General features: G+C 57.0%; 24 protein-coding genes. 7 read left to right on the top strand and 17 right to left on the bottom strand.

All coding sequences use genetic code 11. The annotated features are described in order from the left end of the window. Positions 1-3: 3 nt before the first annotated feature. Positions 4-615, bottom strand: a complete 612-nt coding sequence (locus ABR39_RS14205) for a hypothetical protein (RefSeq protein WP_047347454.1) — start codon at positions 613-615, stop codon at positions 4-6. A 187-nt stretch (positions 616-802) separates the two neighbouring features. On the opposite strand from ABR39_RS14205, the gene ABR39_RS14200 reads away from it, so the two are divergent. Further along, positions 803-1,723 (top strand): LysR family transcriptional regulator, encoded by a 921-nt coding sequence (locus ABR39_RS14200; protein ID WP_045285316.1) that lies wholly within the window; start codon positions 803-805, stop codon positions 1,721-1,723. Here the strand turns inward: ABR39_RS14200 and ABR39_RS14195 are convergent. From ABR39_RS14195 to ABR39_RS14150, 10 genes are all read right to left on the bottom strand, one after another. Further along, positions 1,720-2,172: a DUF1198 domain-containing protein gene (locus ABR39_RS14195; RefSeq protein WP_047347453.1), complete on the bottom strand. Its 453-nt coding sequence runs from the start codon at positions 2,170-2,172 to the stop codon at positions 1,720-1,722. The two genes, ABR39_RS14200 and ABR39_RS14195, sit on opposite strands and share 4 nt — an antisense overlap. A 174-nt stretch (positions 2,173-2,346) precedes the next feature. Then, the gene (uhpT, locus tag ABR39_RS14190; protein ID WP_047347452.1) at positions 2,347-3,738 is read right to left on the bottom strand and encodes a hexose-6-phosphate:phosphate antiporter; all 1,392 of its coding nucleotides are present in this window, start codon (positions 3,736-3,738) and stop codon (positions 2,347-2,349) included. Positions 3,739-3,878: 140 nt separating this feature from the next. Then, positions 3,879-5,198: an MFS transporter gene (locus ABR39_RS14185; protein WP_047347451.1), complete on the bottom strand. Its 1,320-nt coding sequence runs from the start codon at positions 5,196-5,198 to the stop codon at positions 3,879-3,881. Continuing rightward, positions 5,191-6,696 carry a signal transduction histidine-protein kinase/phosphatase UhpB gene (gene uhpB / locus ABR39_RS14180; protein ID WP_047347450.1) on the bottom strand — a complete coding sequence of 502 codons (1,506 nt, stop codon included), beginning with the start codon at positions 6,694-6,696 and terminating at the stop codon, positions 5,191-5,193. The genes ABR39_RS14185 and uhpB overlap by 8 nt, the downstream gene beginning before the upstream one ends. Continuing rightward, positions 6,693-7,286: a transcriptional regulator UhpA gene (uhpA, locus tag ABR39_RS14175; RefSeq protein ID WP_022646555.1), complete on the bottom strand. Its 594-nt coding sequence runs from the start codon at positions 7,284-7,286 to the stop codon at positions 6,693-6,695. The genes uhpB and uhpA overlap by 4 nt, the downstream gene beginning before the upstream one ends. 82 nt (positions 7,287-7,368) lie before the next feature. Further along, complete coding sequence (gene ilvN / locus ABR39_RS14170; protein WP_006808802.1) at positions 7,369-7,656, bottom strand: acetolactate synthase small subunit; 288 nt, start codon at positions 7,654-7,656, stop codon at positions 7,369-7,371. Between the two features lie 3 nt (positions 7,657-7,659). Then, the gene (gene ilvB, locus ABR39_RS14165; protein WP_047347449.1) at positions 7,660-9,348 is read right to left on the bottom strand and encodes an acetolactate synthase large subunit; all 1,689 of its coding nucleotides are present in this window, start codon (positions 9,346-9,348) and stop codon (positions 7,660-7,662) included. A gap of 102 nt (positions 9,349-9,450) precedes the next feature. After that, complete coding sequence (gene ivbL / locus ABR39_RS24895) at positions 9,451-9,549, bottom strand: ilvB operon leader peptide IvbL (protein ID WP_072059244.1); 99 nt, start codon at positions 9,547-9,549, stop codon at positions 9,451-9,453. 107 nt (positions 9,550-9,656) lie between these two features. Next, a complete protein-coding gene (locus ABR39_RS14160) occupies positions 9,657-10,136 on the bottom strand; it encodes an Hcp family type VI secretion system effector (protein ID WP_047347448.1) in 480 nt (159 codons plus the stop codon). Positions 10,137-10,332: 196 nt separating this feature from the next. Further along, a complete protein-coding gene (locus ABR39_RS14150) occupies positions 10,333-11,046 on the bottom strand; it encodes a hypothetical protein (protein ID WP_047348155.1) in 714 nt (237 codons plus the stop codon). 720 nt (positions 11,047-11,766) lie between these two features. On the opposite strand from ABR39_RS14150, the gene tisB reads away from it, so the two are divergent. The 4 genes from tisB (at position 11,767) to emrD (ending at position 14,623) form a co-directional block, all read left to right on the top strand. After that, the gene (gene tisB, locus ABR39_RS26345; RefSeq protein WP_047347446.1) at positions 11,767-11,856 is read left to right on the top strand and encodes a type I toxin-antitoxin system toxin TisB; all 90 of its coding nucleotides are present in this window, start codon (positions 11,767-11,769) and stop codon (positions 11,854-11,856) included. A gap of 64 nt (positions 11,857-11,920) precedes the next feature. Then, positions 11,921-12,367, top strand: a complete 447-nt coding sequence (locus ABR39_RS14140) for a GNAT family N-acetyltransferase (protein WP_047347445.1) — start codon at positions 11,921-11,923, stop codon at positions 12,365-12,367. 62 nt (positions 12,368-12,429) lie between these two features. Next, the gene (locus ABR39_RS14135) at positions 12,430-13,263 is read left to right on the top strand and encodes an EamA family transporter (RefSeq protein WP_047347444.1); all 834 of its coding nucleotides are present in this window, start codon (positions 12,430-12,432) and stop codon (positions 13,261-13,263) included. Positions 13,264-13,438: 175 nt separating this feature from the next. Next, the gene (gene emrD, locus ABR39_RS14130) at positions 13,439-14,623 is read left to right on the top strand and encodes a multidrug efflux MFS transporter EmrD (protein WP_047347443.1); all 1,185 of its coding nucleotides are present in this window, start codon (positions 13,439-13,441) and stop codon (positions 14,621-14,623) included. Here emrD and ABR39_RS24180 read toward each other — a convergent pair. Further along, entirely contained in the window at positions 14,526-15,614 is a 1,089-nt protein-coding gene (locus tag ABR39_RS24180; protein ID WP_048339048.1) for a cellulase family glycosylhydrolase, read from the bottom strand. The genes emrD and ABR39_RS24180 overlap by 98 nt on opposite strands. A gap of 84 nt (positions 15,615-15,698) precedes the next feature. Beyond that, positions 15,699-16,625, bottom strand: a complete 927-nt coding sequence (dsdC, locus tag ABR39_RS14115) for a DNA-binding transcriptional regulator DsdC (protein ID WP_047347441.1) — start codon at positions 16,623-16,625, stop codon at positions 15,699-15,701. Positions 16,626-16,829: 204 nt separating this feature from the next. Here dsdC and dsdX point away from each other — a divergent pair, with 204 nt between their 5' ends. Next, positions 16,830-18,167 (top strand): D-serine transporter DsdX, encoded by a 1,338-nt coding sequence (dsdX, locus tag ABR39_RS14110; protein WP_047347440.1) that lies wholly within the window; start codon positions 16,830-16,832, stop codon positions 18,165-18,167. A gap of 17 nt (positions 18,168-18,184) precedes the next feature. After that, positions 18,185-19,471 carry a D-serine ammonia-lyase gene (dsdA, locus tag ABR39_RS14105; protein ID WP_047347439.1) on the top strand — a complete coding sequence of 429 codons (1,287 nt, stop codon included), beginning with the start codon at positions 18,185-18,187 and terminating at the stop codon, positions 19,469-19,471. A 32-nt stretch (positions 19,472-19,503) separates the two neighbouring features. Here the strand turns inward: dsdA and ABR39_RS14100 are convergent, their stop codons facing one another. The 4 genes from ABR39_RS14100 to ABR39_RS14085 form a co-directional block, all read right to left on the bottom strand. After that, positions 19,504-19,851, bottom strand: coding sequence for a DUF202 domain-containing protein (locus ABR39_RS14100; protein WP_047347438.1), 348 nt, complete (start codon positions 19,849-19,851; stop codon positions 19,504-19,506). Beyond that, entirely contained in the window at positions 19,841-20,188 is a 348-nt protein-coding gene (locus tag ABR39_RS14095) for a YidH family protein (protein WP_024907384.1), read from the bottom strand. Before ABR39_RS14095 ends, ABR39_RS14100 begins: the two co-directional genes overlap by 11 nt. A gap of 92 nt (positions 20,189-20,280) precedes the next feature. Further along, the gene (locus tag ABR39_RS14090; protein WP_047347437.1) at positions 20,281-21,603 is read right to left on the bottom strand and encodes a 6-phospho-alpha-glucosidase; all 1,323 of its coding nucleotides are present in this window, start codon (positions 21,601-21,603) and stop codon (positions 20,281-20,283) included. Then, on the bottom strand, positions 21,600-23,222 hold the full coding sequence (locus ABR39_RS14085) for an alpha-glucoside-specific PTS transporter subunit IIBC (RefSeq protein ID WP_047347436.1): 1,623 nt from the start codon (positions 23,220-23,222) through the stop codon (positions 21,600-21,602). Before ABR39_RS14085 ends, ABR39_RS14090 begins: the two co-directional genes overlap by 4 nt. Between the last annotated feature and the right edge of the window lie 59 nt (positions 23,223-23,281).

Here is a 23,281-nt window from a genome sequence, read left to right as displayed (position 1 = left end):
TCCTCAACAACAGCAAGCACGGTAGATGCGCGTATAAAGACCGTCATTGCCGCCAGTGATAAAATTGTCGCCGGCCTGCTGAATGATTTCCTGGTAACGCGCATTGGTAAATGCTTCTTTATATGCTGCTTTATCGCCGTTGAATGAGGAGATAAACATTACACCCGGTACGCCACTGATCAGAGAATGAAACGCTTCGAAACTTTCAATCTTATCTTTGTTATCTCTTACCACATTAAAAATGGTTTCATCGCGCCACTGACGGTACTGCTGATAGTTATGCGCAGGCACTTCAACGTGACGAAGCTGGATATAATTTGATTCTGGTAAGTTCTTTTTATTATCAATCGGGGATTCAACAAACTTAAGTAATTCGCGACGAATATCGGCAGAAAGAACATCAGAGAAACGATGGAACATGGATTCCATTTCACTCTCAGCCCACGCAATTTCTTTAATATCGTTGAATGCACGCAGTTCCAGCAATTCATTTACACCGTTTTCTTCACAGGAATAGTAGCGAACGTTTTCATTGCTTTTTAATGAAGTGAATTCTTTTTCAGAAAAAGCATTTTTTAATGGGAAGCGTGATACCAGTACATATTTAGACGACATAATTACTCCGAATATTGATTGAGTGAGGATTCGTATAGAAATTTATCAATACAGGAAACAATTGGAATTGTTAAATTTGTAATATATTTTTTGTATTACTGTTAAAACGGGTTTTGCTGCCTGCATTTAGCGTGTAATATCAAAATCGAAAAAAGCCTAAATACCTTTTCGCATTCAGGACGCACGTATGGCCACAGCAGAACATTTAATCAGCAATAACCTACCCAGTATCAAACAATTACAATGCTTTCTCGCTGTTGCACATGAACTGAATTTTCGTAAGGCTGCCGAACGTCTACGCATGACTCAACCGCCATTGACGCGTCAGATAAAGTGCCTTGAAGCGGTTCTGAAACGTCAGCTGTTCAGCCGCAGCACGCATGACGTTAGCCTCACTGAAGCAGGTCGTGCGCTGGTTGTTCAGGCAGAAAAAATACTTAAAGACATCAGTAATCTAAAAGAAGATCCTCTCTCTTCTGAAACGAGCCTGCGTATCGGACTCACGCGGACGCTTAATTTTGAATATATTGAACCCGTGAATACCCAGCTTCAAAAAATGAACGCGGGAGATGATGTCGAAACGCCGGACCTGACGTCAGCCCAACTGCTGCAAAGCTTGTCTAAAAATATGCTGGATCTGGTGCTGACCGGTGAAAAAGGAACGGGTCATGAAGACATTGTTCAATACCGCTGGGTCTGCCAGGAACCGTTGCTCATCGCAATGCCCTCTTTACATCCTGCCAGCCTGAAAGAGAAAGTCGCGCTGGAGGATATTAGCGACCTTCCCATTTTCTGGTTTTCAAGAAGTGCCAACCCGTCATTCTACGACAAATGCGAAAGCTACTTTGATACGCTGAAAACGCCGCTGAAGCGGATAAAAGAGCCGGATGATACCCTCGTGATGCTAAGCCGTATCGCAAGAGGGAAAGGATTTGCGCTGCTGCCTCAGTCGAAATGCACCTTTAATCAGGAAGGACTTTGCTACCGTGAACTCACGGACGCGGAGGCAAAAAGGTTAAACATAGATATCTATGCCGCCACCCGCCTCAATGAAAACAGAGAAGAAATTCTTAACGCTCAAAATATCTTGTGCGGAAAAACGGCTTAATGCAGATAAAACACGCCCTCTTCCGGCAGGAAGAGCTGGTTATAGCGTAGCTGGAAGGCATTCAGCTCCTGCGGATCGGGCTCCATCTCGCGCATAAAGCCAAGCGCCAGACGAATTTGCGCATCGGTGATGGGCGCCGCCAGGCGGGCTTTTCGCAACATACGGTGCCAGGCGTGCAGGTTCTCTTCGCTGCCGTCGACAATGCAGACCTGCCAGATCAGCAGCACCTGCGCGGCGTTTTGCAGATGCGCCTCGTCAGGGCGTTCAAGATAACGGATAAACTCATTGCCGGGCGTTTTACCGAACTGGTCGATCATCGACTCGACCGGCATTGGGGTCATCCCCAGACGTTCGCTCAGGCGTTTGATCGCACGGCGGGAATCCGAGGTCAGGACGCGAAATCCCACCACAAACACCACGGCAAGCGTTGCCAGCATTATCCAGACCATGCGTTCTCCTTAGAATAGCCGCTCATCATAGCGGGAAACGCAGGGCGTCAACAGCGGGCAGAACCATAATACTGTGCTGAAAAGAAGTTGAAGACGAGGATAAACGGGGTTAACGCGACAAGGTATAAAAAAAAGCCCGGCATCACACACCGGGCAAAGAAGTTACCTGCACACTCAGGCTGTTTTTAATTTCTGCGCACGATTCTCACGGCGAATTTTACGTTCTTCCAGCACCGCTACCATCGCCATCAGGACGATACAGCCGATGGCTGCCGCATCCAGCGCGGCAAAGGTGCCCGCCCAGCCGGTGAGGCCGAAAATTGGCGTGCCGTCGGCAATCATCCCCAGACCCAGCTTGGCGAAGCTGTCGCCGATCAGGTAGGCGAAGGTGCCTTTAATCCCGTCAGCGGCGCCGATCGCTTTTTTCGGTACGAAGCCGACTGCCGCCACGCCGATCAGCAACTGTGGACCAAACACCAGGAAGCCGAGCGCGAACAGGGACGCCAGGTAAACGTACTGGTTGCTGGCATGCTGGTACACGCCGAGGGTGGCGATAATCAGCGCCAGCGCGACGCAGGCTACCAGCGCACGACGGCCGTTGGCGAGGTCAGAGAGCCAGCCCCACAGCAGGGTGCCAACCAGCGCGCCCACTTCGAACAGGGTGAAGCCCTGAATAGCCACTTCTTTAGAAAGCTTCAACTCCTGGAAGGCATACACGGTCGACCACTGGTCGATACCGATGCGCACCACGTACAGGAAGATGTTGGAGAAGCAGAGCAGCCAGATCACTTTGTTTTTCAGCACGTACTCAACAAAGATCTGCCATTTGGTCATCTCGTTCTCTTCGGTCTCTTTGTCCTCTTCGCTGATCTCCTCGCCGAACAGCTCTTCAGCTTTGCCGAGGCCGTAGGATTCCGGGGAGTCGCTGCCGAAGCGCAGGCCGATAAAGCCGACAATCAGGGCGATAATCGACGGGAAGATAAACATGCCGATCACGTGGCCGTCGAACAGATAGTTCGCGCCGAACAGCGCCACGCCTGCCGCACCCGCCCCGCCGAGGTTGTGGGAGATGTTCCACATACCGAGGTACGAACCCCGCTTGCGGCGCGGAGTCCATTTGGTGATGGTGGAGTAGCTGCACGACCCGCCGGTGCTCTGGAAGAAACCGCTCAGGGCGTAGAAGGCGATCATCAGGAACAGGCTAACGGAGCCGGTGCCCATGCTGGCGCTGAAGCCAAGCATACAGATAGCGGAGAGGATCAGCATAAACGGCAGGAACTGCTTGGTGTTTTTGCCGTCCGCGTAGTAGGACACAACGGTTTTCCCCACGCCGTAGGTGATGGAGAAGCCCAGGCCAATCATCCCCAGCTGCGTCATGCTCAGCCCGTAGGTGGAGATCATGTCGTTCTGCGCGATGTTAAAGTTTTTGCGGATCAGGTACATGGTCAGGTAGCCGATAAAGACCACCAGGTAGGACTGCATGAACGGTTTGAACCACATTTTGCGCCGCACATCGAGCGGCAGATCCAGGGTCGGCTTGCGCACCTGATTGAGGAAGGCCAGCATGGTTTGCTCCTGAGCTGATTTTTACCTGCGAATGGCAGGCATTGTAAAAATCAGCCAGGAGAGAAGCCTGAGACAGCGTCCAGGTAAAACCGGGAAAATTTCCTAGTTTTGCGCCATTCGAGGCGAAAAGGTGAGGCGCATCACGCTTCGCTGGCCTCGCGCGGCGCCTGCGCGTTCAAAAACGGCAGCAGCAACAGCGCGGAAATCCCCGCCGCGATGGCGATCACCGCGAAGAAACCGCTCCAGTGCCAGATGTCGATCACCCGCGCCAGCGGCCAGCCGGAGAGCGATGCGCCGAGGTAGGCAAATAGGCCGACAAAGCCCGTCGCCGCGCCGGCCGCCTCTTTGTGCGAACACTCCGCCGCCGCCATGCCGATCAGCATCTGCGGGCCGAACACGAAGAAGCCGGTGGTGAAGAAGCACGCCGCCTGCATCACGTAGCTGGCGAACGGCATCAGCCACAGCGAGCCGACGGAGAGCAAAATCCCGGCGGCGAAGATCAGGTTCATCGGGCCGCGGTTGCCGTTGAACAGCTTATCCGAGCCCCAGCCCGCCACCAGCGCGCCGATAAACCCGCCCAGCTCGAACATCGTCACCGCCGAGTTGGCGGTCACCAGGTCTACGCCGAGCGTCTCGGACATGTACAGATTGCCCCAGTCGTTGATGGCCGCACGCACCACGTAAACCAGCACGTAGCAGAGCGAGAGAAGCCAGATATAGGGGTTTAACAGCACGTATTTGGTGAGGATCTCTTTGCGCGTCAGCCCCGCCCCCTCCTGCTGTTGCGCCATTTCCATCTCGTCGTGCCGCCAGTCGCCCACCGCGGGCAGGCCCACGGTTTGCGGCCTGTCGCGCAGGCGCCAGCAGAGGAACAGCCCGGCGAGAATGGCAAGCCCGCCGGCAATCATCATCCCCGCGCGCCAGCCGTAGTGCAGCGCCGCCGCGCCGACCACCATCGGGATCAGCGCTCCGCCGACGTTATGCGCGGTGTTCCAGACGGCCCACCAGCCGCCGCGCTCGTTGCGCGAGTACCACGCCGTGAGCAGGCGGGCGCAGACCGGCGCGCCCCAGCCCTGGAAAAAGGCGTTCAGCGCCCACAGCAGGGCAAAGGCCCATAGCGAGGTGGAAAAGCCAAACAAGATATTCACTACCCCGGTCGCAATCAGCCCAACGCCCATGAAGTAGCGGGCGTTGGAGCGGTCGCTGACGATGCCGGAGAAGAACTTCGACAGGCCGTAGGTGATGTAAAACAGGGTCGCCAGCAGGCCGATATCGGTGCGGGTCATCACGCCGCTGGCGAGGATCTCCGGCGCGGCGGCGTTGAAGCTTTTGCGGGTAAAGTAGAACAGCGCGTAGCCGAGCCAGATGGTAATCAGGATATGGCGACGCCAGTAGCGGTAGCGGGCGTCGATTTCCGCTTTGTTGCCTATCGGCGCGGCGTTCGCGGGAGTTTTAAACATGGTGGCTCCTTAGCGGCAGACTGACGCTGACGCGCGTCCCGTGGGTGCAGGAGATGTTCAGCGTGCCGCCCAGCGCCTTCACGCGCTCGCGCATGCCCGCCAGGCCAAAGCCCTGCTGCCCGGAGCCCGGCGGCAGGCCGCAGCCGTCGTCTTCAATCACCAGCTTGAGGCTTTCATCCTGCTGCCAGCCCTGGATCGTGACCGCGCTGGCGCTAGCGTGCTTGACGATATTGTTCAGCCCCTCCTGACAGACGCGGAACAGCGTCACGCGCTGGCCTTCGCTCAGGGTGGCTTCATTGATGCGCCAGTCGAGATGGCTGACTATCCCGCGGCTTTCCAGCTCCATCTCGCGCATCAGGGAACGCACCGCCTGCTCCAGCGTCAGGTCATCAAGCTGGCGCGGACGCAGCCGTCCCAGCAGGCGGCGAACGGAGTCATAGACCCCCAGTGAAAGCTGTTCGATATGCGCCCCGCCCTGCTTCACGCCCGCATTTTCTGCCGCCAGACGCTGGACGATACCCGCCTGGGTGCGAATGGCGGTGATGGTCTGTCCGATATCGTCGTGCAGCTCGCGGGCGACCTCCTGCCGCACGCTCTCTTCGGTCTCCAGCAGGCGCTCCGCCAGACGCCGGTTGCGCGCCAGCTCGGTCTGCAGGGACTGGTTCAGCTCGCGCAGGCGCTGAATGCCCGCGCCGAGCAGCAGCCCGGTCAGGCTCTGGGCCAGCAGGGAGAGCAGTAAATCCACCGGGTGATCGTGCCAGGTCTGGCTGGCAATCAGCGCGATGGCGTTCATCAGCGTCGCAATCAGCGCCCCCTGCCAGCCGTAGTGCCAGGCCAGGGCGATGATCGGCAGCGCCAGGCAAAACGGCGTAAAGCGCGAAAGCTCGGCGGGCAGGCCAAGCTGCAGCCACAGGCTCACCACAAACAGCAACAGATACCAGATGAGGTGCCGGGCGCGCCAGTTCACCGGCTGCGAAACCAGCGCCGGGCCAAGCGGCTGCCAGACGGTGCTGGTGAGGTAATGCCAGATGACGAGGCAGGTCGGGGCCAGGGTCAGGCCACCGGTCAGGGTCAGCAGCAGCGCGTTAAGCATCTCCTTATCGCCCGCCCACGGCAGGGACTGCAGCAGCGCGGCGGCAATCAGCGCCGCCCCCTGGCGCAGCAGGGTGCGCCAGTCGCGCTGGTGACGATAGCGGGAAATCAACGCAACCGGGAGGAGCGTGAGCACGCTTCCGGTCATCAATAAGGGCAGATGCGCGAGGGCAACTTCCTGCGACAGCCAGACCAGCATCAGCCATTCAGCACCGAGCAAAACGGGCCAGTAGCCGCGCGGGCATTGCAGCATCAGCCCCAGGCGCAGGCCGAAGGGGAACAACAGCACCGCCAGCTCCGGGCGCTCCACCAGGTGCAGGCTGATGCTCCACAGGCAGAACCAGGCGGCGGAGAAGATAAAGAAGCTGGCGGCGACGGCGATCAGCCGCGAAAAGACGGGACTCATTGCCAGCTGTCAAACATGCGGCGCGCCAGCTCAACGTCGTTGCTGACGTTGAGTTTTTCCATCAGGTTGGCGCGATGAACGTGCACGGTTTTCGGTGACAAATCCAGCTCCGCGGCAATCTCTTTTACCGACATGCCCTGGGCAAGCTTCTCTGCCACCTGACGCTCGCGCCGGGTAAGCGGATCCTGGCGTCCGGCCGCCAGCTTGATGGCGATATCCGGCGTCAGATAGCAGCCGCCGGTGGAGACGGTGCGCACCGCGGCGATCAGTTCGTCGGGGCTACAGCGTTTGGACAAAAACCCGCGCGCACCCGCGTTGAGCGCCTGCTCCACCAGCGCCGGGCTGTCGTGAACCGAGAGCATGATGGTCGCCATCCCTTTCGGCAGCTGGCTTAACAGCTCCAGCCCGGAGAGATCCGGCATCGAGATGTCGCAGATACAGACCTGCACCCCGCGCCCCGGCAGGCCCGCCAGCGCCTCGCGACCGGAGCCAAACTCGGCCACGACCTGAAAATCCGGTTCGAGGTTCAGAAGCTGGGCAAAGCCGGAGCGGACGATAAGGTGGTCGTCGATAAGAGCGATGGTGGTCATGTGTCTTCCTGCGGTCTGAAAACGCCGGATGGCGCTGCGCTTATCCGGCCTACAAGAGCGAAAGACGCTTACCTTAAGCGATCTATTCGAAAAACACCGCAATTTTGTTAAACATGGTGGGATCGGACTGGTTGCGCGCCACTTTAGTGACGTCTTCCAGCTTGTCGATCTGCGCCATCATCTGCTCGAGACGCTGGTCATCGTTGACCAGCAGCCAGATGCGGCTGTGCTCGCTGCCCTGAATCGGCAGACAGAGAATGCCTTCCACGTTAAACGCGCGGCGGGCAAACAGCCCGCAGACGTGAGTCATGACGCCAGGGTGGTTGCGGACGGTGAGTTCCAGAATGACGTTTTCGTGTTGTTTCTGCATGGCTTATTCCCCCACCATCTCAGTATTTGCCGCACCCGGCGGCACCATCGGATACACTTTTTGTTCAGGGTCGATACGCACGTGGATCAGCGCCGGGCCAGGACGTGAGATCGCCTCCTGCAGCGCCGCGTGGGCATCCTCTTCCGCGTTCAGATCGCAGGTGTGCAGGCCAAAACCGGCGGCAATCTGCATAAAGTTAATCATCCCCGGATAGGTCGCCGCAAATACGCCCTGCTTGTAGAACAGACTTTGCTGCTGGTGCACCAGCCCCAGCGCTTCGTTGTTCATCAGGATGATTTTTACGTCCAGCTGGTTTTCGGCCGCGGTCGCCATTTCCTGAATGTTCATCATCAGGCTACCGTCGCCGGAGAAGCAGATCACCTTACGGTCTGGATTCGCCAGCGCCGCACCCACGGCGGCGGGCAGGCCAAAGCCCATGGTTCCCAGGCCGCCGGAGGTCAGCCACTGGCGCGGACGGTTCAGCGGGTACGCCTGCGCGGTCCACATCTGGTGCTGGCCAACGTCGGTGGTGATAATCGCGCTGTCGTCCACGCAGGCGGCAACGGCGTTAATCAGCCCGTAGTGGCTCAGCGGGTCGCCTTCGGTTGGGATGGCGCCCGGGAACTCGCGCTGCAGATCGGCCACCAGCTGACGCCAGTCGGCGCGGTCGGCTGCGTCCGTCTGCGGGATCAGCTGCGCCAGCACTTCCGCCACGTCCCCCTGAATGGCCACGTGAGGCTGCTTGATTTTGCCCAGCTCCGCGCGGTCGATATCCACGTGAATGATTTTGGCATTCGGACAAAACTGCTCGGTTTTACCAATCGCCCGGTCATCAAAACGCGCGCCCATAACGATCAGCAAATCAGCCTCTTGCAGAATGTAGTTGGTGCTGCGCGCGCCGTGCATGCCCAGCATACCGAGTGAGAGCGGGTGCGCTTTGGGCAGCATGCCGAGCGCCATCAGGGTCATGGTGGTCGGCAGGTTGGCTTTTTCAGCGAACTGACGGATTTCATCCGCGGCGTTAATTGCCCCGCCGCCCAGATAGAGCACCGGGCGTTTGGCAGCGTTAATCATGGCGGCGGCATCGCGCACGCTCTCAGCGCTGAATTCGGGCGCGGGCGCACGGTCACCCGGCTCCGGCAGGACGTCGATCTCAATTTCTGCGGTCTGGACATCCTTAGGAATGTCTATCCACACCGGGCCCGGGCGGCCGGACTGCGCGATGCGGAACGCATCGCTGATAACCTGAGGAAGCTCGGCGATGTCGCGAACTAAATAGTTATGCTTGGTGATGGGGATAGAGATGCCGTAGGTATCCACTTCCTGGAACGCATCGGTACCGATCATCGAAGACGGCACCTGGCCGGTAATGCAGATCAGCGGAATGGAGTCGAGGCGCGCGTCGGCGATGGCAGTCACCAGGTTGGTCGCCCCGGGACCGCTGCAGGCCATGCAGACCGCCGGTTTGCCCTGTGTACGCGCCATGCCCTGAGCGATAAAGCCTGCCCCCTGCTCGTGGCGCGCCAGCACGTGGCGGATCTGCGTGCTTTGGCTTAACGCATCGTACAGCGGCAGCACCGTGCCGCCAGGGATGCCCGCAACGGTGGTGATACCCTGCCGTTCCAGTAAATGAACAATCAGCTGCGCGCCGGTGAAACGCGTCTTGGTGGATGTTGTGCCCGAAATTGCCATGCTCCAGTCCTTTTATGGGCCGACTTTCCGGGAGGCGTTTAAACTAAAAACCCCGCCCGGTTTGCGCCGGCGGGGTTTTGGATTCGTGTGTTGATCCAGTCCCTACGGCGCATTGCCGACGACCACCACCACACGCACGACGACCACTGCGGCTGGTTGCGCAGTTTTTAGTAGGGTCGCGGTGTTCATGGATGAAGTCATTGGGGACCTGTGTTTGGAATCATTGATTGAATTTATACAAACACAGGTTTTTCGGCGTGACAATGGAAATATTTTCATCTGCGCAAAAATGCGTCAGGGATCACGTTTCAGTACGTAGCTCGCTCATTCCAGGAATCACTATAGATGACATTTCCGTCACAATACTTCCAGGTGATTTTCTCGTAGCGTATGAGAACCGTTTCAAGGTGTGTTCCAGTGTTTGCGCCTGGATACATATCTGGTGTGATTGAAGTTATTTTCACCTCCTCCAGAATGATATTAAAATACTCCTTCTCTAAACCAGCCTCATTAATCTGATACATTTTTATGATGGCTGACTGGAGCGTTCTCCCCGTACTCAACGCCCGAAATAAAAACGGGGTTACACGATCAAATTCCTTCTGGAACATGATGGGCATATGTATGCGTGTGCCCGTCAATTTCCCGGTGTTCCCGTCGACAGGAATGTTGACATTATGAGTAAACGATTTGAGTTCAATTGCACCTTCACGCCCTGACACAAGGCAGGGACCAACCATGGGAGAGCCATTCTCATCTGTCAGAAATAAATAAGCCGGGTTTGACATAAAAACTCCTTTTTATAAAATTCAATTGTACTTATCAAAGCGACCGAAAATTATCGGATGGACAATAATAAATACTACGATAGCAATGAAGGTGAGTAATACCCAGTGGTCAGGCACCAACCACAGGAACAAAGAGGCGCACGCAAAAATATATATGGGAAATAAAATATCCGTGAATAGAATTGATAGTAAGCTCTTAAACATTCCCCTTACCCTTTAAGTCGTTATAAATTGCATCGAAATCCTTATAAAATCCCATCTGCACCTTCTTAATGAGTTCAGACAGGAAAGGCTCAAAAAAGTAGTAAAGCATCTCCAGTTGTGCGGCATAGAGGGTGGCGTAATATTTAGGGTCCAATGTTTTCAGGCGACGAGCAGCAAGAGCGCACTTCTGTTCCGTTCCAATCAGTTGAAGCGCCATGACAACGTTAGGTACGCGGCGTGCAAGCCGTTCGACGACGATTTCAGAGAGTATGCCAGATTCGGAAAGGAATTTGGCCAGCCCCCATGCTATCGCCAAACGCGCGGCCTTGCTTGTCGGTATGTTGTTAACAAGCCCCGTTACTTTTGAATCCATCTTACGAACGCGATTTTGTTCATTTCCATTTTCAGAATCTGTAATAACACTTTCAAAATAAAGGAATAGCATGTGTGCTATTACATCGCGATAACGATAAAGCGAGAGAATTGAGAGGTACATTCTCTTTTCTTCTGAGAGAAGCTCATCACACACATCGTGATAGCTGGGGATTAAGCATGAAGAGTACCAACTTACTCGCTCCATTCCTGAGTAAATATCAGAACCGATCCCCTTTAATGCTTTCCACGTACCTGTAACGCCTTGCTGTCCATAAAGAGCTAACTGCCTGTCACTCAGGAACTTCATCTTTAAATAATCAGATGCTTGCATAAGTATCCATACGATATTTTTGGCTAGAAAAACATACATTGAAAAATTCTGGATTTCAAACTAGAAAGATTAACCCACATAAATATTTACGTGAGAAATAATTTATCCAACTTATATTTATGTCAATTATATGCGAGACAATTTAATTTCCCACAGGACATTAGTAATTATATTAATCCACACAATTATTCGTGTTAACTTATAATCATGATCAATATATATAATATATCATTTGGATTTACAAAATATATATTCATAGTAAAACGCATGTCAGCCGCGTCCATTGCCAATAAGTCAACAGACATCTTTTTTGAGCAGACCAGAAAACAAAAAACCCCGCCGGAGCGAGGTTTTTATCAGGGTTTTGCGGTTGGTCGCCGCAGAACACACTGTGTTACGTCAACGCAAAAAAGTATACGCGATCGAAGACGAACGCGCAATTCAGGCACGGATTTTGACGTTTTTGAGTATGGATGGGGTTTCGGTTTTTGTCCAAAAAATACTGTTCATGCATACAGTATTTATCTATACTGAGGGTGTTCGCAGTGAGCGAGGGGGCCGCAGTTTTCCGGCGCAACGAAGTCCTGGCTGAAACGGGTGGTGCCGTCAGTGCCTTAACCCCTGAAGTGAGCACACTGTGTTACGTCAATCCAGGTGCTGGCAACAGGCGGCGGAAAGGTACGCCAGCATCGTGCTCCTTTTAACCAAAAGGAGACGCGTATGAGCGTAGTGGATATGGTGATACTTATCCTCAAACTCATTGTTGCTGTACTGCAACTGCTTGATGCTGTCCTGAAATTCATTCGCTGATTCAGGTTCAAGTCGCACCTGAGAGGGGCGGGCAACCGCCCCTCTTTAATAACGAGGGAATGCTATGTCGCGTCTGTTAATTGAGCCTGTTACCCCAGAAGAGCCCGGGTATATCGCCCTGAAGGCGGAAAGTATCGCATTGAATTTCAACATGCTGCACAGGCTGGAGGAAAACTGGCTGCGGGGCGAAAACCGCTTTAACGCGCCGGGCGAAAAGCTGCTGGGTGCGTTTCTCAACGGCAGGCTGGTGGGCGTGTGCGGCCTCAACCGCGATCCTTTCAGCCAGCAGCCGCGCGCCGGGCGCATTCGCCATCTCTACGTCAGCGAGAAGTGCCGCGGGTTGGGCATTGGCAAACAGCTTTTGACCGTGGTAATGGCCGATGCCAGCATCTGGTTTGATTTTCTCAATACCCATGCGCCGGACGCCGCGTACGGCTTCTATCGCCAGGCGGGTTTTACGCTGGTATCTGACGAACCGCGGGTGACGCACCGTCTGTTTTGCGCAATCTGAGCGGCTGGCAGCATCGGGTTGTGAATGTTACAGTTAAGTGACAACTCACCACCCGACGCGCCATGACCATCACCGTTTTCTGCATTTTACTCTTCGCCGCGCTGCTGCATGCCAGCTGGAACGCCATCGTCAAAGCCGGAACGGACAAGCTCTATTCTGCAATCAGCGTCAGCGGCTCCGCCACGCTGATTGCCCTGGTTTTACTGCCTTTCTCTCCGCAGCCTTCTGCCGCAAGCTGGCCGTTTTTGATTGTCTCCTGCGCGTTACAGGTGGTGTATACGGTTTTGGTCGCGAAGACCTATCAGGTCTCCGATATGAGCCAGACCTACCCGCTGATGCGCGGCACCGCGCCGCTGCTGGTGGCGCTGGTAAGCGTGCTGGCGCTCGGCGATAGCCTCTCGTGGCTCGCCTGGTCCGGTATCGGGGTGATTTGCCTGTCGATACTGGCCATGGCGATGAACGGACGCATGCAGTCCCGAAAAGGGATCCGGCTGGCGCTGCTGAATGCCTGTTTTATCGCGGGCTATACGCTGGTAGACGGCACCGGCGTGCGGCTCTCGGACACCGCGCTGGGCTACACGCTGTGGACCTTCTTTATGAACGGCTTCTGCCTGCTGAGCTGGGCGATGGTGGCGCGTCGGCGCGAAGCGTCCAGCTATCTCCGTCTGCACTGGAAAAAGGGGCTGCTCGGCGGCGTGGGAACCATGGGCTCTTATGGCCTGGCGCTCTGGGCAATGACGCAGGCACCGCTGGCGGTGGTCGCGGCGCTGCGCGAAACCTCCATTCTCTTTGGGGCGCTTATCGCATTTGTGCTTTTAAAAGAGCGGGTTGCGGGCCTGCGTATTGCTGCGGCGCTGGGTATTGCAGGCGGAGCGATTCTGCTGCGCCTGGCGTAAATCACTGGCAACATTAGTTGCCGATCTTGTTTATAAATCCTGCCTTGTCCGGTTTCTTCATTCATCACTGCAATGCTTAATTTGTCATCTCACTGTGGTAGATTCCTCGCGCATTTATGGGAATGCGTAGTCACTTATTCTTCATTTTTCTCTTTTGGCAAAAGTATTCAGCGACATGAAAAAACAAAGGAACGTTAACTTATTGTTGATGCTGGTGTTACTGGTGGCCGTCGGTCAGATGGCGCAAACCATCTACATTCCGGCGATTGCCGACATGGCAAAGGAACTTAACGTCCGCGAGGGCGCAGTACAGAGCGTGATGGCAGCCTACCTGCTGACCTATGGCGTTTCGCAGCTGTTCTATGGCCCGCTGTCTGACCGCGTCGGGCGCCGCCCGGTGATCCTGGTGGGCATGAGCATTTTCATGGTGGCGACGGTGATTGCCATTACCACGCACAGCCTGACCGTTCTGATTGCCGCCAGCGCCCTACAGGGCGTCGGGACCGGCGTCGGCGGGGTGATGGCGCGAACCTTACCGCGCGATATGTATCAGGGCACCCAGCTGCGTCACGCCAACAGCCTGTTGAATATGGGTATTCTGGTCAGCCCGCTGCTGGCCCCGCTGATTGGCGGCCTGCTGGACACGATGTGGTCCTGGCGCGCCTGCTACGCCTTCCTGCTGGTGCTGTGCGTGATTGTCACCTTCAGCATGGCGCGCTGGATGCCGGAAACCCGTCCCCAGGACGCGCCGCGCACGAAGCTCATCGCCAGCTATAAAACGCTGTTCGGTAACGGGTCGTTTACCTGTTATCTGCTGATGCTGATCGGCGGTCTGGCGGGCATTGCGGTGTTCGAAGCCTGCTCCGGCGTGCTGCTGGGCGCAGGTCTTGGCCTGAGCAGCATGGTGGTGAGTATTCTGTTTATTCTGCCGATCCCGGCGGCGTTCTTCGGCGCGTGGTTTGCCGGACGTCAGAACAAGCGTTTCTCAACCCTGATGTGGCAGTCGGTGATCAGCTGCCTGCTGGCTGGCGTAATGATGTGGATCCCGGGGCTGTTCGGCGTAATGACCGTCTGGACGCTGCTGATCCCGGCGGCGCTGTTCTTCTTTGGCGCGGGCATGCTGTTCCCGCTCGCCACCAGCGGCGCGATGGAGCCGTTCCCGTTCCTTGCAGGCACGGCGGGGGCGCTTGTGGGCGGTTTGCAGAACATCGGTTCCGGCGCGCTGGCCTGGCTCTCCGCGATGATGCCGCAGACCGGGCAGGCTAGTCTGGGTTTGCTGATGACGCTGATGGGGCTGCTGATTTTACTGTGCTGGCTGCCGCTGGCGTCGCGTGTCCCGCATCACGAGCAGCCGGTTTAACCGCATGATGGCCCGGCTTCTCGCCGGGCTTTTCACAGACGGGCGCAATCATCGCCTGTAATAACGGCTCTGGCGCAGGCCGCCAGGCGCCCTCTTCTCCGTCGTAAAACTGGAAGTCCGCGTTAAGCGCATACGGAATTTTCGCCTTTTGCAGCTCGCAGGCCATAAGCGTGGCAAACGCCAGCTGCGAGGCGGTAGGCGTTAAGCGGCTTGATTCCCCCACGCCCCAGCCCCCGACCCAGCTAACGTGACCGGTTTTTTGCTGCCAGCGCAGCGCGGTATTGATGCGGTTATGGATAGCCGCTTTCTCCGCCGCCGTACCGGACGTCCACGGGTATTTACCGCTGTTTTTCAGCGGCCCCCACGGGAAAATATGCCACTCCGCCAGCAGGTAGTTCTGGCTATGCGCGGGCAGCTTCAGGCTGGTTAAATCCTCCGGCGCGGCGCGCAGGCGCGGTGCGATGAAGATCATGCGCTGCGGGCTGATGTCGTGGATCGCTTTAATGCTTTTTTCATAGACGCGGTTTAACGACGCCAGGTTGTGGTTGAGCTTGTCGGTTGGCTCATAGATGAGATCAAAACCCAGCAGCGGGTAGCTCTGGCCGAAATAGTGCGCCACGGCAATCCACCAGTTGATCGTCTCTTTCTCGTTATCGGCTTTCGGGTCGTTTTTATATTCATCGGCCTGATAAGCGACTATCGGGATCACGCCATACTGCTCGCAGGCTTCCACCAGCTTGCGCAGGTGAATCAGCCGCGCTTCCGTCGGTTCATCGGCCACGCGGATGCGCACGTGGGTAATGCCTTTTGCACGAAAATCGCGAACCACCAGCGGGTCGAACTCGCGAATACCGCGCTCGGTGCGCGCCCAGTCCACATCCATTCCGACGCCCAGCTGCTGCGCATAATGGGCAGCCGTCAGCGGCGGCTCAGCGGCAATCGCCCAGCCGGAAGAGATCAGTAACGCAGAGGCAATAAAAGGCTTTAACACGGTTTACCCTGGATAAATCAAAAGCATTACCTGTATTTAGCACGCTTTTTCACATTTGGTGTAGCGTCAAAGCGTAATAATTCTTCACCTTGCCAGTTCTCTTAGCCAGCCGATAAAGGCATCAATTTTCGGCCACTGACGGCCGGGAAGGGTTGAGATGTAATAATGCTGATGGCACTTGAGGGTTTTGTCGCCAAACGGTGCGATCAGCTCGCCGCGCTCGAGACGTTTTTGCACCAGCCGCTTACGCCCCATCGCGACCCCCACATCATTGATGGCCGCGATAATGGCCAGGTCTGAACGATCGAAGCCGATGCCCGAGGATGGCGGCATATTCACCGCAAAATGCTGCGCCCAGCTCAGCCACTCGTCCGTGCCGGAATCATTGCTCCAGGCCTGACGGTCGTGCAGCAGCGTGCAGTGGCTGAGGTTATGGGGGTTTTTCAGCAGCTCATGCTCCCGGGCATACGCCGGCGAGCAGACGGGCAAAATCTCCTCGTCCATCAAAAAGTGATGAGAAAGGTGGTTTGGCGGCGTATCGTCGAAATAGAGCGCCAGATCGACGCCGGTTCGCTGCATGTTGACGTAATCATTGCCGGTCAGAATGGTGAGTGAAATCGACGGGTAGCGACGGGTAAAATCCCCCAGCATCGGCACCAGCCAGCACTGGGCGATCGACGGCCGAGAGTACACCGTTAGCGTACCGGACAGCGCCTGGTTTTTGATATCCAGGATCTCCTGATTCAGGGTGTCGAGGGACGATTTCAGCGTCCAGTAAACGCGCTTTCCCTCCTGCGTCAGCTCGACTTTACGGTGCGAGCGGACAAACAGCTGAATGCCCAGCTCTTCTTCCAGCAGGTTGATGCGGTGGCTCACCGCGCTGGGGCTGAGCGACAGCTCCTCCGCCGCCAGGGCGAAGGACTCATGCCGCGCGGCCACTTCAAAGGTGTACATTTTCGACAGCTGCCAGCCGTTTAACAGCCGGTTTCTGGCTTCATTCGCATCGGTCATCACAATTCTCACACGTTATTTCCGCGCTCAGCATACCGCTCAAGCATGAATTTATGTGAACCAACGGCAAAATAAGTGCGCTTTTTAGAGTTCAGTCACTCATTTGATCCAATCTGGCTCACCTGAACGCCAATTTATATCGTTTGTCAGCTCCCGTCGTTTTTTCGTCCAATACCCCCAGATAACAAAAGGGTGAGGTGAGATATGGGATCTCAGGTCTGGGTTGTGGCAACGCTGCTTGTCAGCATCGTGTTGATTGTTTTAACCATCGTAAAACTGAAGTTTCACCCGTTCCTCGCGCTGCTGCTGGCGAGCTTTTTCGTCGGCGCAATGATGGGGATGAGCCCGCTGGATATGGTGAACGCCATTGAGAGCGGCATTGGCGGTACGCTGGGCTTCCTGGCGGCGGTTATCGGCCTTGGCACTATTCTCGGCAAAATGATGGAAGTCTCCGGCGCGGCAGAGCGCATCGGGATTACGCTGCAGCGCTGCCGCTGGCTGTCAGCAGACGTGATTATGGTGCTGGTGGGCCTTATCTGCGGCATTACCCTGTTCGTGGAAGTGGGTGTGGTACTGCTGATCCCGCTGGCGTTCTCCATCGCCAAAAAGACCAACACGTCGCTGCTCAAGCTGGCCATTCCGCTCTGTACCGCACTGATGGCGGTGCACTGCGTGGTGCCTCCGCATCCGGCTGCGCTGTTTGTCACTAACAAATTAGGGGCGGACGTCGGAACGGTGATTGTCTACGGTCTGATGGTGGGCCTGATGGCGTCTCTGGTCGGTGGTCCGCTGTTCCTGAAACTGCTCGGCAACCGTCTGCCGTATAAGCCGGTTCCGGCGGAATTTTCAGACCTGAAGGTGCGTGAAGAGCACACCCTGCCATCGCTCGGTGCCACGCTGTTCACCGTGCTGCTGCCGATTGCCCTGATGCTGGTGAAGACCATCGCCGAGCTGAATATGGCGAAAGAAGGCACGCTGTATACCCTGCTGGAGTTTATCGGCAACCCGATCACCGCCATGTTTATCGCCGTGTTTGTCGCCTACTACCTGCTGGGGATCCGCCAGCACATGGGCATGGGCGCAATGCTGACCCATACGGAGCACGGCTTTGGCTCTATCGCGAACATTTTGCTGATTATCGGCGCGGGCGGTGCGTTCAACGCCATTCTTAAAACCAGCGGGCTGGCGGACTCACTGGCGCATATTCTCTCGAACCTGCATATGCATCCTATCCTGCTCGCCTGGCTGGTGGCGCTGGTGCTGCATGCCGCCGTCGGTTCCGCCACGGTGGCGATGATGGGGGCGACGGCGATCGTCGCGCCGATGCTGCCGCTCTACCCGAACGTAAGCCCGGAGATCATCACCATTGCCATCGGTTCCGGCGCTATTGGCTGCACGATCGTCACCGATTCTCTCTTCTGGCTGGTGAAGCAATACTGCGGCGCGACCCTGAATGAGACCTTCAAATACTATACGACGGCGACGTTTATCGCCTCGGTGCTTGCACTTGCCGGCACATTCCTGCTTTCCTTCATTATCTGAGCGCGAAGAGACGTATTATGGAAAACGCTACTATCACTACTTTAACCGCACAATTTCCTCTGGTTGAGGATCTGATTGCCCTGAAAGAAACCACCTGGCTCAACCCGAACGCCACCACGCTTGCAGAAGGGTTGCCGTATGTCGGGCTGACCAAAGCCGACGTGGACGACGCGCATGCGCGCCTCAACCGCTTCGCGCCGTACCTGGCGAAAGCCTTCCCGGAAACGGCGGCAACGGGCGGTATTATTGAATCCGAACTGGTCGCCATTCCGGCAATGCAGGCGCGGCTGGGGAAAGAGTCTGGCAAATCCATTCCCGGCACGCTGCTGCTGAAAAAAGACAGCCATCTGCCGATCTCCGGCTCGATTAAAGCGCGCGGCGGCATCTATGAAGTGCTAACCCATGCGGAGAAACTGGCGCTGGAAGCCGGGTTGCTGAGCACTGAAGACGACTACAGCGTCCTGCTGGAGCCGCGCTTTAAGGACTTCTTCAGCCAGTACAGCATCGCCGTGGGCTCAACCGGCAACCTGGGGATGTCCATCGGCATCATGAGCGCACGCATTGGCTTTAAGGTGACGGTGCATATGTCCGCCGACGCCCGCGAGTGGAAAAAGGCCAAACTGCGCAGCCACGGCGTCATCGTTGTGGAATACGAGCAGGACTACGGCGTGGCGGTGGAGCAGGGCCGCAAAGCGGCGGAAAGCGATCCGAACTGCTTCTTTATCGACGATGAAAACTCCCGCACCCTGTTCCTGGGCTACGCCGTTGCGGGCGAGCGCCTGAAGGCACAGTTTGCCGAACAGGGCCGCGTGGTGGATGCGGAGCATCCGCTGTATGTCTATCTGCCGTGCGGCGTCGGCGGCGGCCCCGGCGGCGTGGCGTTTGGCCTGAAGCTGGCCTTTGGCGACAACGTCCACTGCTTCTTCGCGGAGCCCACGCACTCTCCGTGCATGCTGCTGGGCGTTTACACCGGCCTGCACGATGAAATTGCTGTGCAGGATCTGGGCATTGATAACGTCACGGCAGCGGACGGGCTGGCGGTAGGGCGTGCGTCCGGCTTCGTGGGCCGCGCGATGGAGCGCCTGCTTGACGGGTTCTACACCCTTTCCGACCAGAGCATGTACGACATGCTCGGCTGGCTAGCGCAGGAGGAAGGGATTCGCCTCGAGCCGTCGGCGCTGGCGGGCATGGCCGGGCCGGTGCGCGTCGATGCCGATGAGAACGTTACCCACCTGGTGTGGGCAACCGGCGGCGGCATGGTGCCGGAAGACGAGATGGCGAAGTATCTGGCTAAAGGGAAGTAATTATGCCGGGTGGCGGCTGCGCCTTACCCGGCCTACAGGTGCAAAATTTGTTGAATGTGGGTAACCGCAAACAGCAGTGACAGCGACAGCACGGCCAGGGCGATGAGGAACTTATCCCGCACCGCCTTCGGCTGCACAAAATCGTCCTGCGCCACGTCCATCAGGTTACGGCTACGGGTATAGCGCCACAAGATGATGGCCACCAGCGCCAGCACAACAACGGAAATCCAGAATGGCCCCCCTGTGCGGTGCCAGTTGTGCTTAATCGCCAGGGCAATCAGCGCGCCATACCCCAGCAGCGTGCGCAGCCACGCGAGCGACGTCCGCTCCGGCTGCAGGCCGGGGTCCGCTTCGCGTCGCGCTTTGCGGCTATCCGCCATAGAACACCAGCACCATCACCACGCCCGCCACCGCCAGCAGGATTGCGCTGATGATGAGTAACCCGCGCGTATAGGGCAGATCCTGCTTCAGACGCATCGCCTTCTCATTGCGCAGCCAGCGCAGGTAGCCGTAAATCGCCAGCACGCCCGCAAACAGGCACAGCAGCAACGCCAGCACTTCGCGAATCAGCGGCGTGGCGAAATCAGGCGCGAGCTGGTCGAGGCCGACGCCTGCCGCCAGAAAACCGAGCGCCGTGCGGATCCACGCTAAGAACGTGCGTTCATTAGCCAGAGAGAAGCGGTAGTCCGGCGCTTCGCCGAGGCGGGAAATTTTCATGAAGGTTCCTTGTCGTGCTACAGGCAGGCTTCAGCATAGCGTAAATCGACCAGGACAAGGAGACCGGCATCGGGCGATGCCGGTCAGGAAGGTTAATGCAGCTCTGGCCAGTACGCTTTATTGGCTTCGAGCAGATCATCCAGAATCGCTTTCGCAACGGACGCGCTCGGCACGGTTTTCGACAGGGTGATCGCCTGCCAGAGTTTCTGGTACGAGCGCTGCTCCCAGGCATCGACCACCAGTTTTTCCACCGCCACCTGCTGGCTCATAAGCCCTTTCTGGAAGTGCGGAATATCCCCTACCGTGAGCGGCTCCGGACCGTTATGGCCGACCAGGCACGGAATTTCCACCATCGCGTCGGCGTCAAAGTTATGGATGGCCCCGTTGTTTGGCACAATCAGCAGCATCCGCTCCTGGGTGTTGAAGGCAATGGCCGTCGCCAGATCGACGATGTACGACGCATGTTCGTCGATTTCCAGCTCACCGGCGGAGGATTTCCCGGCTTCGATAATCGCCCGGCAGGCGCTGAACACGTGCTTCTCACGGTGATCCATCACCTCATTGGCGCGGGTACGTTCCGGGTTGGCGTGCGCCACCACGTAGTCCGGGAACAGGTAATATTTCAGATAGGTGTTCGGCATGGTGTCCGGGTCCAGCGCCTGCACGTCTTTTGCTTTGGCGAAAGTATCGTTCCAGCTCGCCTCGGTGTGCGCGTCTTCAGAAGGCGGAACATAGCCGTTTTTAGCGACGTATTCGCGCAGTTTCGGCAGCAGATCGTTGCCGTTAAGATCTTCAATCGACGTCCACCAGCCGAAGTGGTTCAGGCCGTAGTAGCGCACGCGCATCTGTTTGCGGTCTTTCAGGCCGACAATCTGCGCCATGCGTCCTTCAATGCCGATCGGCATATCGCAGATGTTGAGGATTTTAGCGTTCGGACGCAGGCGGCGCGTGGCTTCCGCGACAATCGCCGCCGGGTTGGAGTAGTTCAGCATCCACGCGTTCGGAGAGTACTGCTCCATATAATCCACCAGCTCCAGCACGCCGCCGATAGAGCGCATGCCGTAGGCGATCCCGCCAGGGCCGCAGGTTTCCTGGCCCAGCACGCCGTGGCGCAGCGGGATTTTTTCATCTTTTTCACGCATCGGGTATTTGCCCACGCGGATATGCGCCATCACGAAGTCCACATCGGTAAACGCCGATTTCGGATCGGTGGTGTAGCTGAATTCAATCTCCGGCGCCTGCTCCCTGAGGATGATTTTGCACGCTTCGGCAATGGTCTCCTGACGCGCGCCGTCGTTGTCATAAAACTTCAGGGCGCGCAGCGGGAAACGGTCACGGTTGGCTAACAGCATCAGGACGATACCAGGCGTAAAGGTGCTGCCGCCGCCTGCAATAACAACTGAGAATTTTTTCATGATATAGCCTCTGTCAGGGTGGTTTGTTCATTCGTTAAAGGGGTTTTCATCAGCGACTCCAGCTGGTCGCGCACCTGAGGAACGTGCAGACCGACAATCACCTGAATGCCGTTGCCTCGCCGCACCACGCCGTGGGCGCCGAGGGCTTTGAAGACGTCATCGCTTTGCGTTTTCGCCATATCGACCAGCGCAATGCGCAGGCGGGTGGCGCAGTTGTTGATGCTTGCGACGTTGGCCGCACCGCCGAGCGCCTGCAGGAATCCGGCGGCCTGCCCAACCTGCTGGCTGGCCGCCGCCGGGGCGGTGGTTTGCCCGCGCGCCGCCTTATAGTCGGCCTTGCTGTAGAGTTTGATTTCGCTCTCTTCCCGGCCAGGCGTTTTCAGGTTCAGACGCTCAATCAGCGTTTTGAAGACCACGAAGTAGATCCCGGTGAAGCAGACGCCAATGCCGATCTGGGTGAATACCGTTGCAGCGTGGTTGTGGAACATCGGGATCCAGTTTTGCGGCAGGAACTGGTCCAGCAGGCCGCCGCCCATGTTTCCGACGACGCCGAAGATGTACATCACCGTCGCCATGGTGGCCGCCAGCACGGCGTGCACGGCAAACAGCAGCGGCGAGATAAACAGGAAGGTGAATTCCAGCGGTTCAGTAATGCCCACCAGCACGGCGGTGAGCGTGGCCGGGATCAGCAGCCCCGCCACCTTGACCCGGTTTTCCGCCGACGCGGTGTACCAGATGGCGAAAGCAATTCCGACCGAGCCAAACACTTTTGAATTGCCGTGCAGCGCGAACCCGCCTTCCGGGAAGAGGGTTTTCAGCGGCAGGGTGCTCTGGCTGAATTCCTGCAGGTGCTGCGCCCAGTAGACCTGAATCCCCCCTTCCACCGCCGCCGGACCGAAGATGAACGGACCGTAGACGAAGTGGTGCAGCCCGGTTGGGATCAGAATGCGCTCCAGGAAGGTGTACACCCACACGCCCAGCGCACCGGCAGAACGCAGGAAGGCCTGCAGGGACTCAATGCCCATCTGCACTTTCGGCCAGCCCAGCAGCGTCAGCCAGGCGCAGGGGATCATGACGAAGAAGGCGAGGATAACGACAAACGAGCTGCCCTGGAAAATCCCCAGAAAGACCGGCAGCGGCTTGTCAAAATAGCGGTTGTGGATGGCGGTAACGATGCCTGAAATCACGATGGCCCCAATGATGCTGGTATCAAGCGTTTTGATCCCGGCAATCATCGCCAGCCCGCTGCCCGCCGTCGGTTCGGCGGAGAAGTCGACGCCAAAGAAATGGCCCCAGGTCATACCCATCGCGTTGATGAAGTAGTTCCAGGTCAGGAAGCTAATCAGCACCGCCAGACAGGCGCGGCCCTGCGCCTGCTTCGCCAGGCCAATCGGCAGGCCGACCGCAAAAATCAGCGGCATATTGCGAAACACCGCCCAGCCGCCCTCTTCAATGATGTGAACTATCTGCGCGAAAAGATGATCGGGGGCCGTTAAGGCTTCGCCGACAAACAGCGGGTTGCGAAGCATAATGGCGATTCCCACCACGATCCCGGCAAACGGAAACAGCAACACCGGGGTAAACATGGCACCGCCAAAACGTTGTATTTGACTGAGCATTTTTAAATCCTCACGTAACAACCTGTAGGGGGTAGAGGCCTTTATGTTTTTTTGCTGGC

The sequence above is a fragment of the Enterobacter genomosp. O genome (genome assembly GCF_001022965.1).
GTDB lineage: Bacteria > Pseudomonadota > Gammaproteobacteria > Enterobacterales > Enterobacteriaceae > Enterobacter > Enterobacter cloacae_L.
This window is presented reverse-complemented; position numbering and strand designations above follow the sequence as displayed.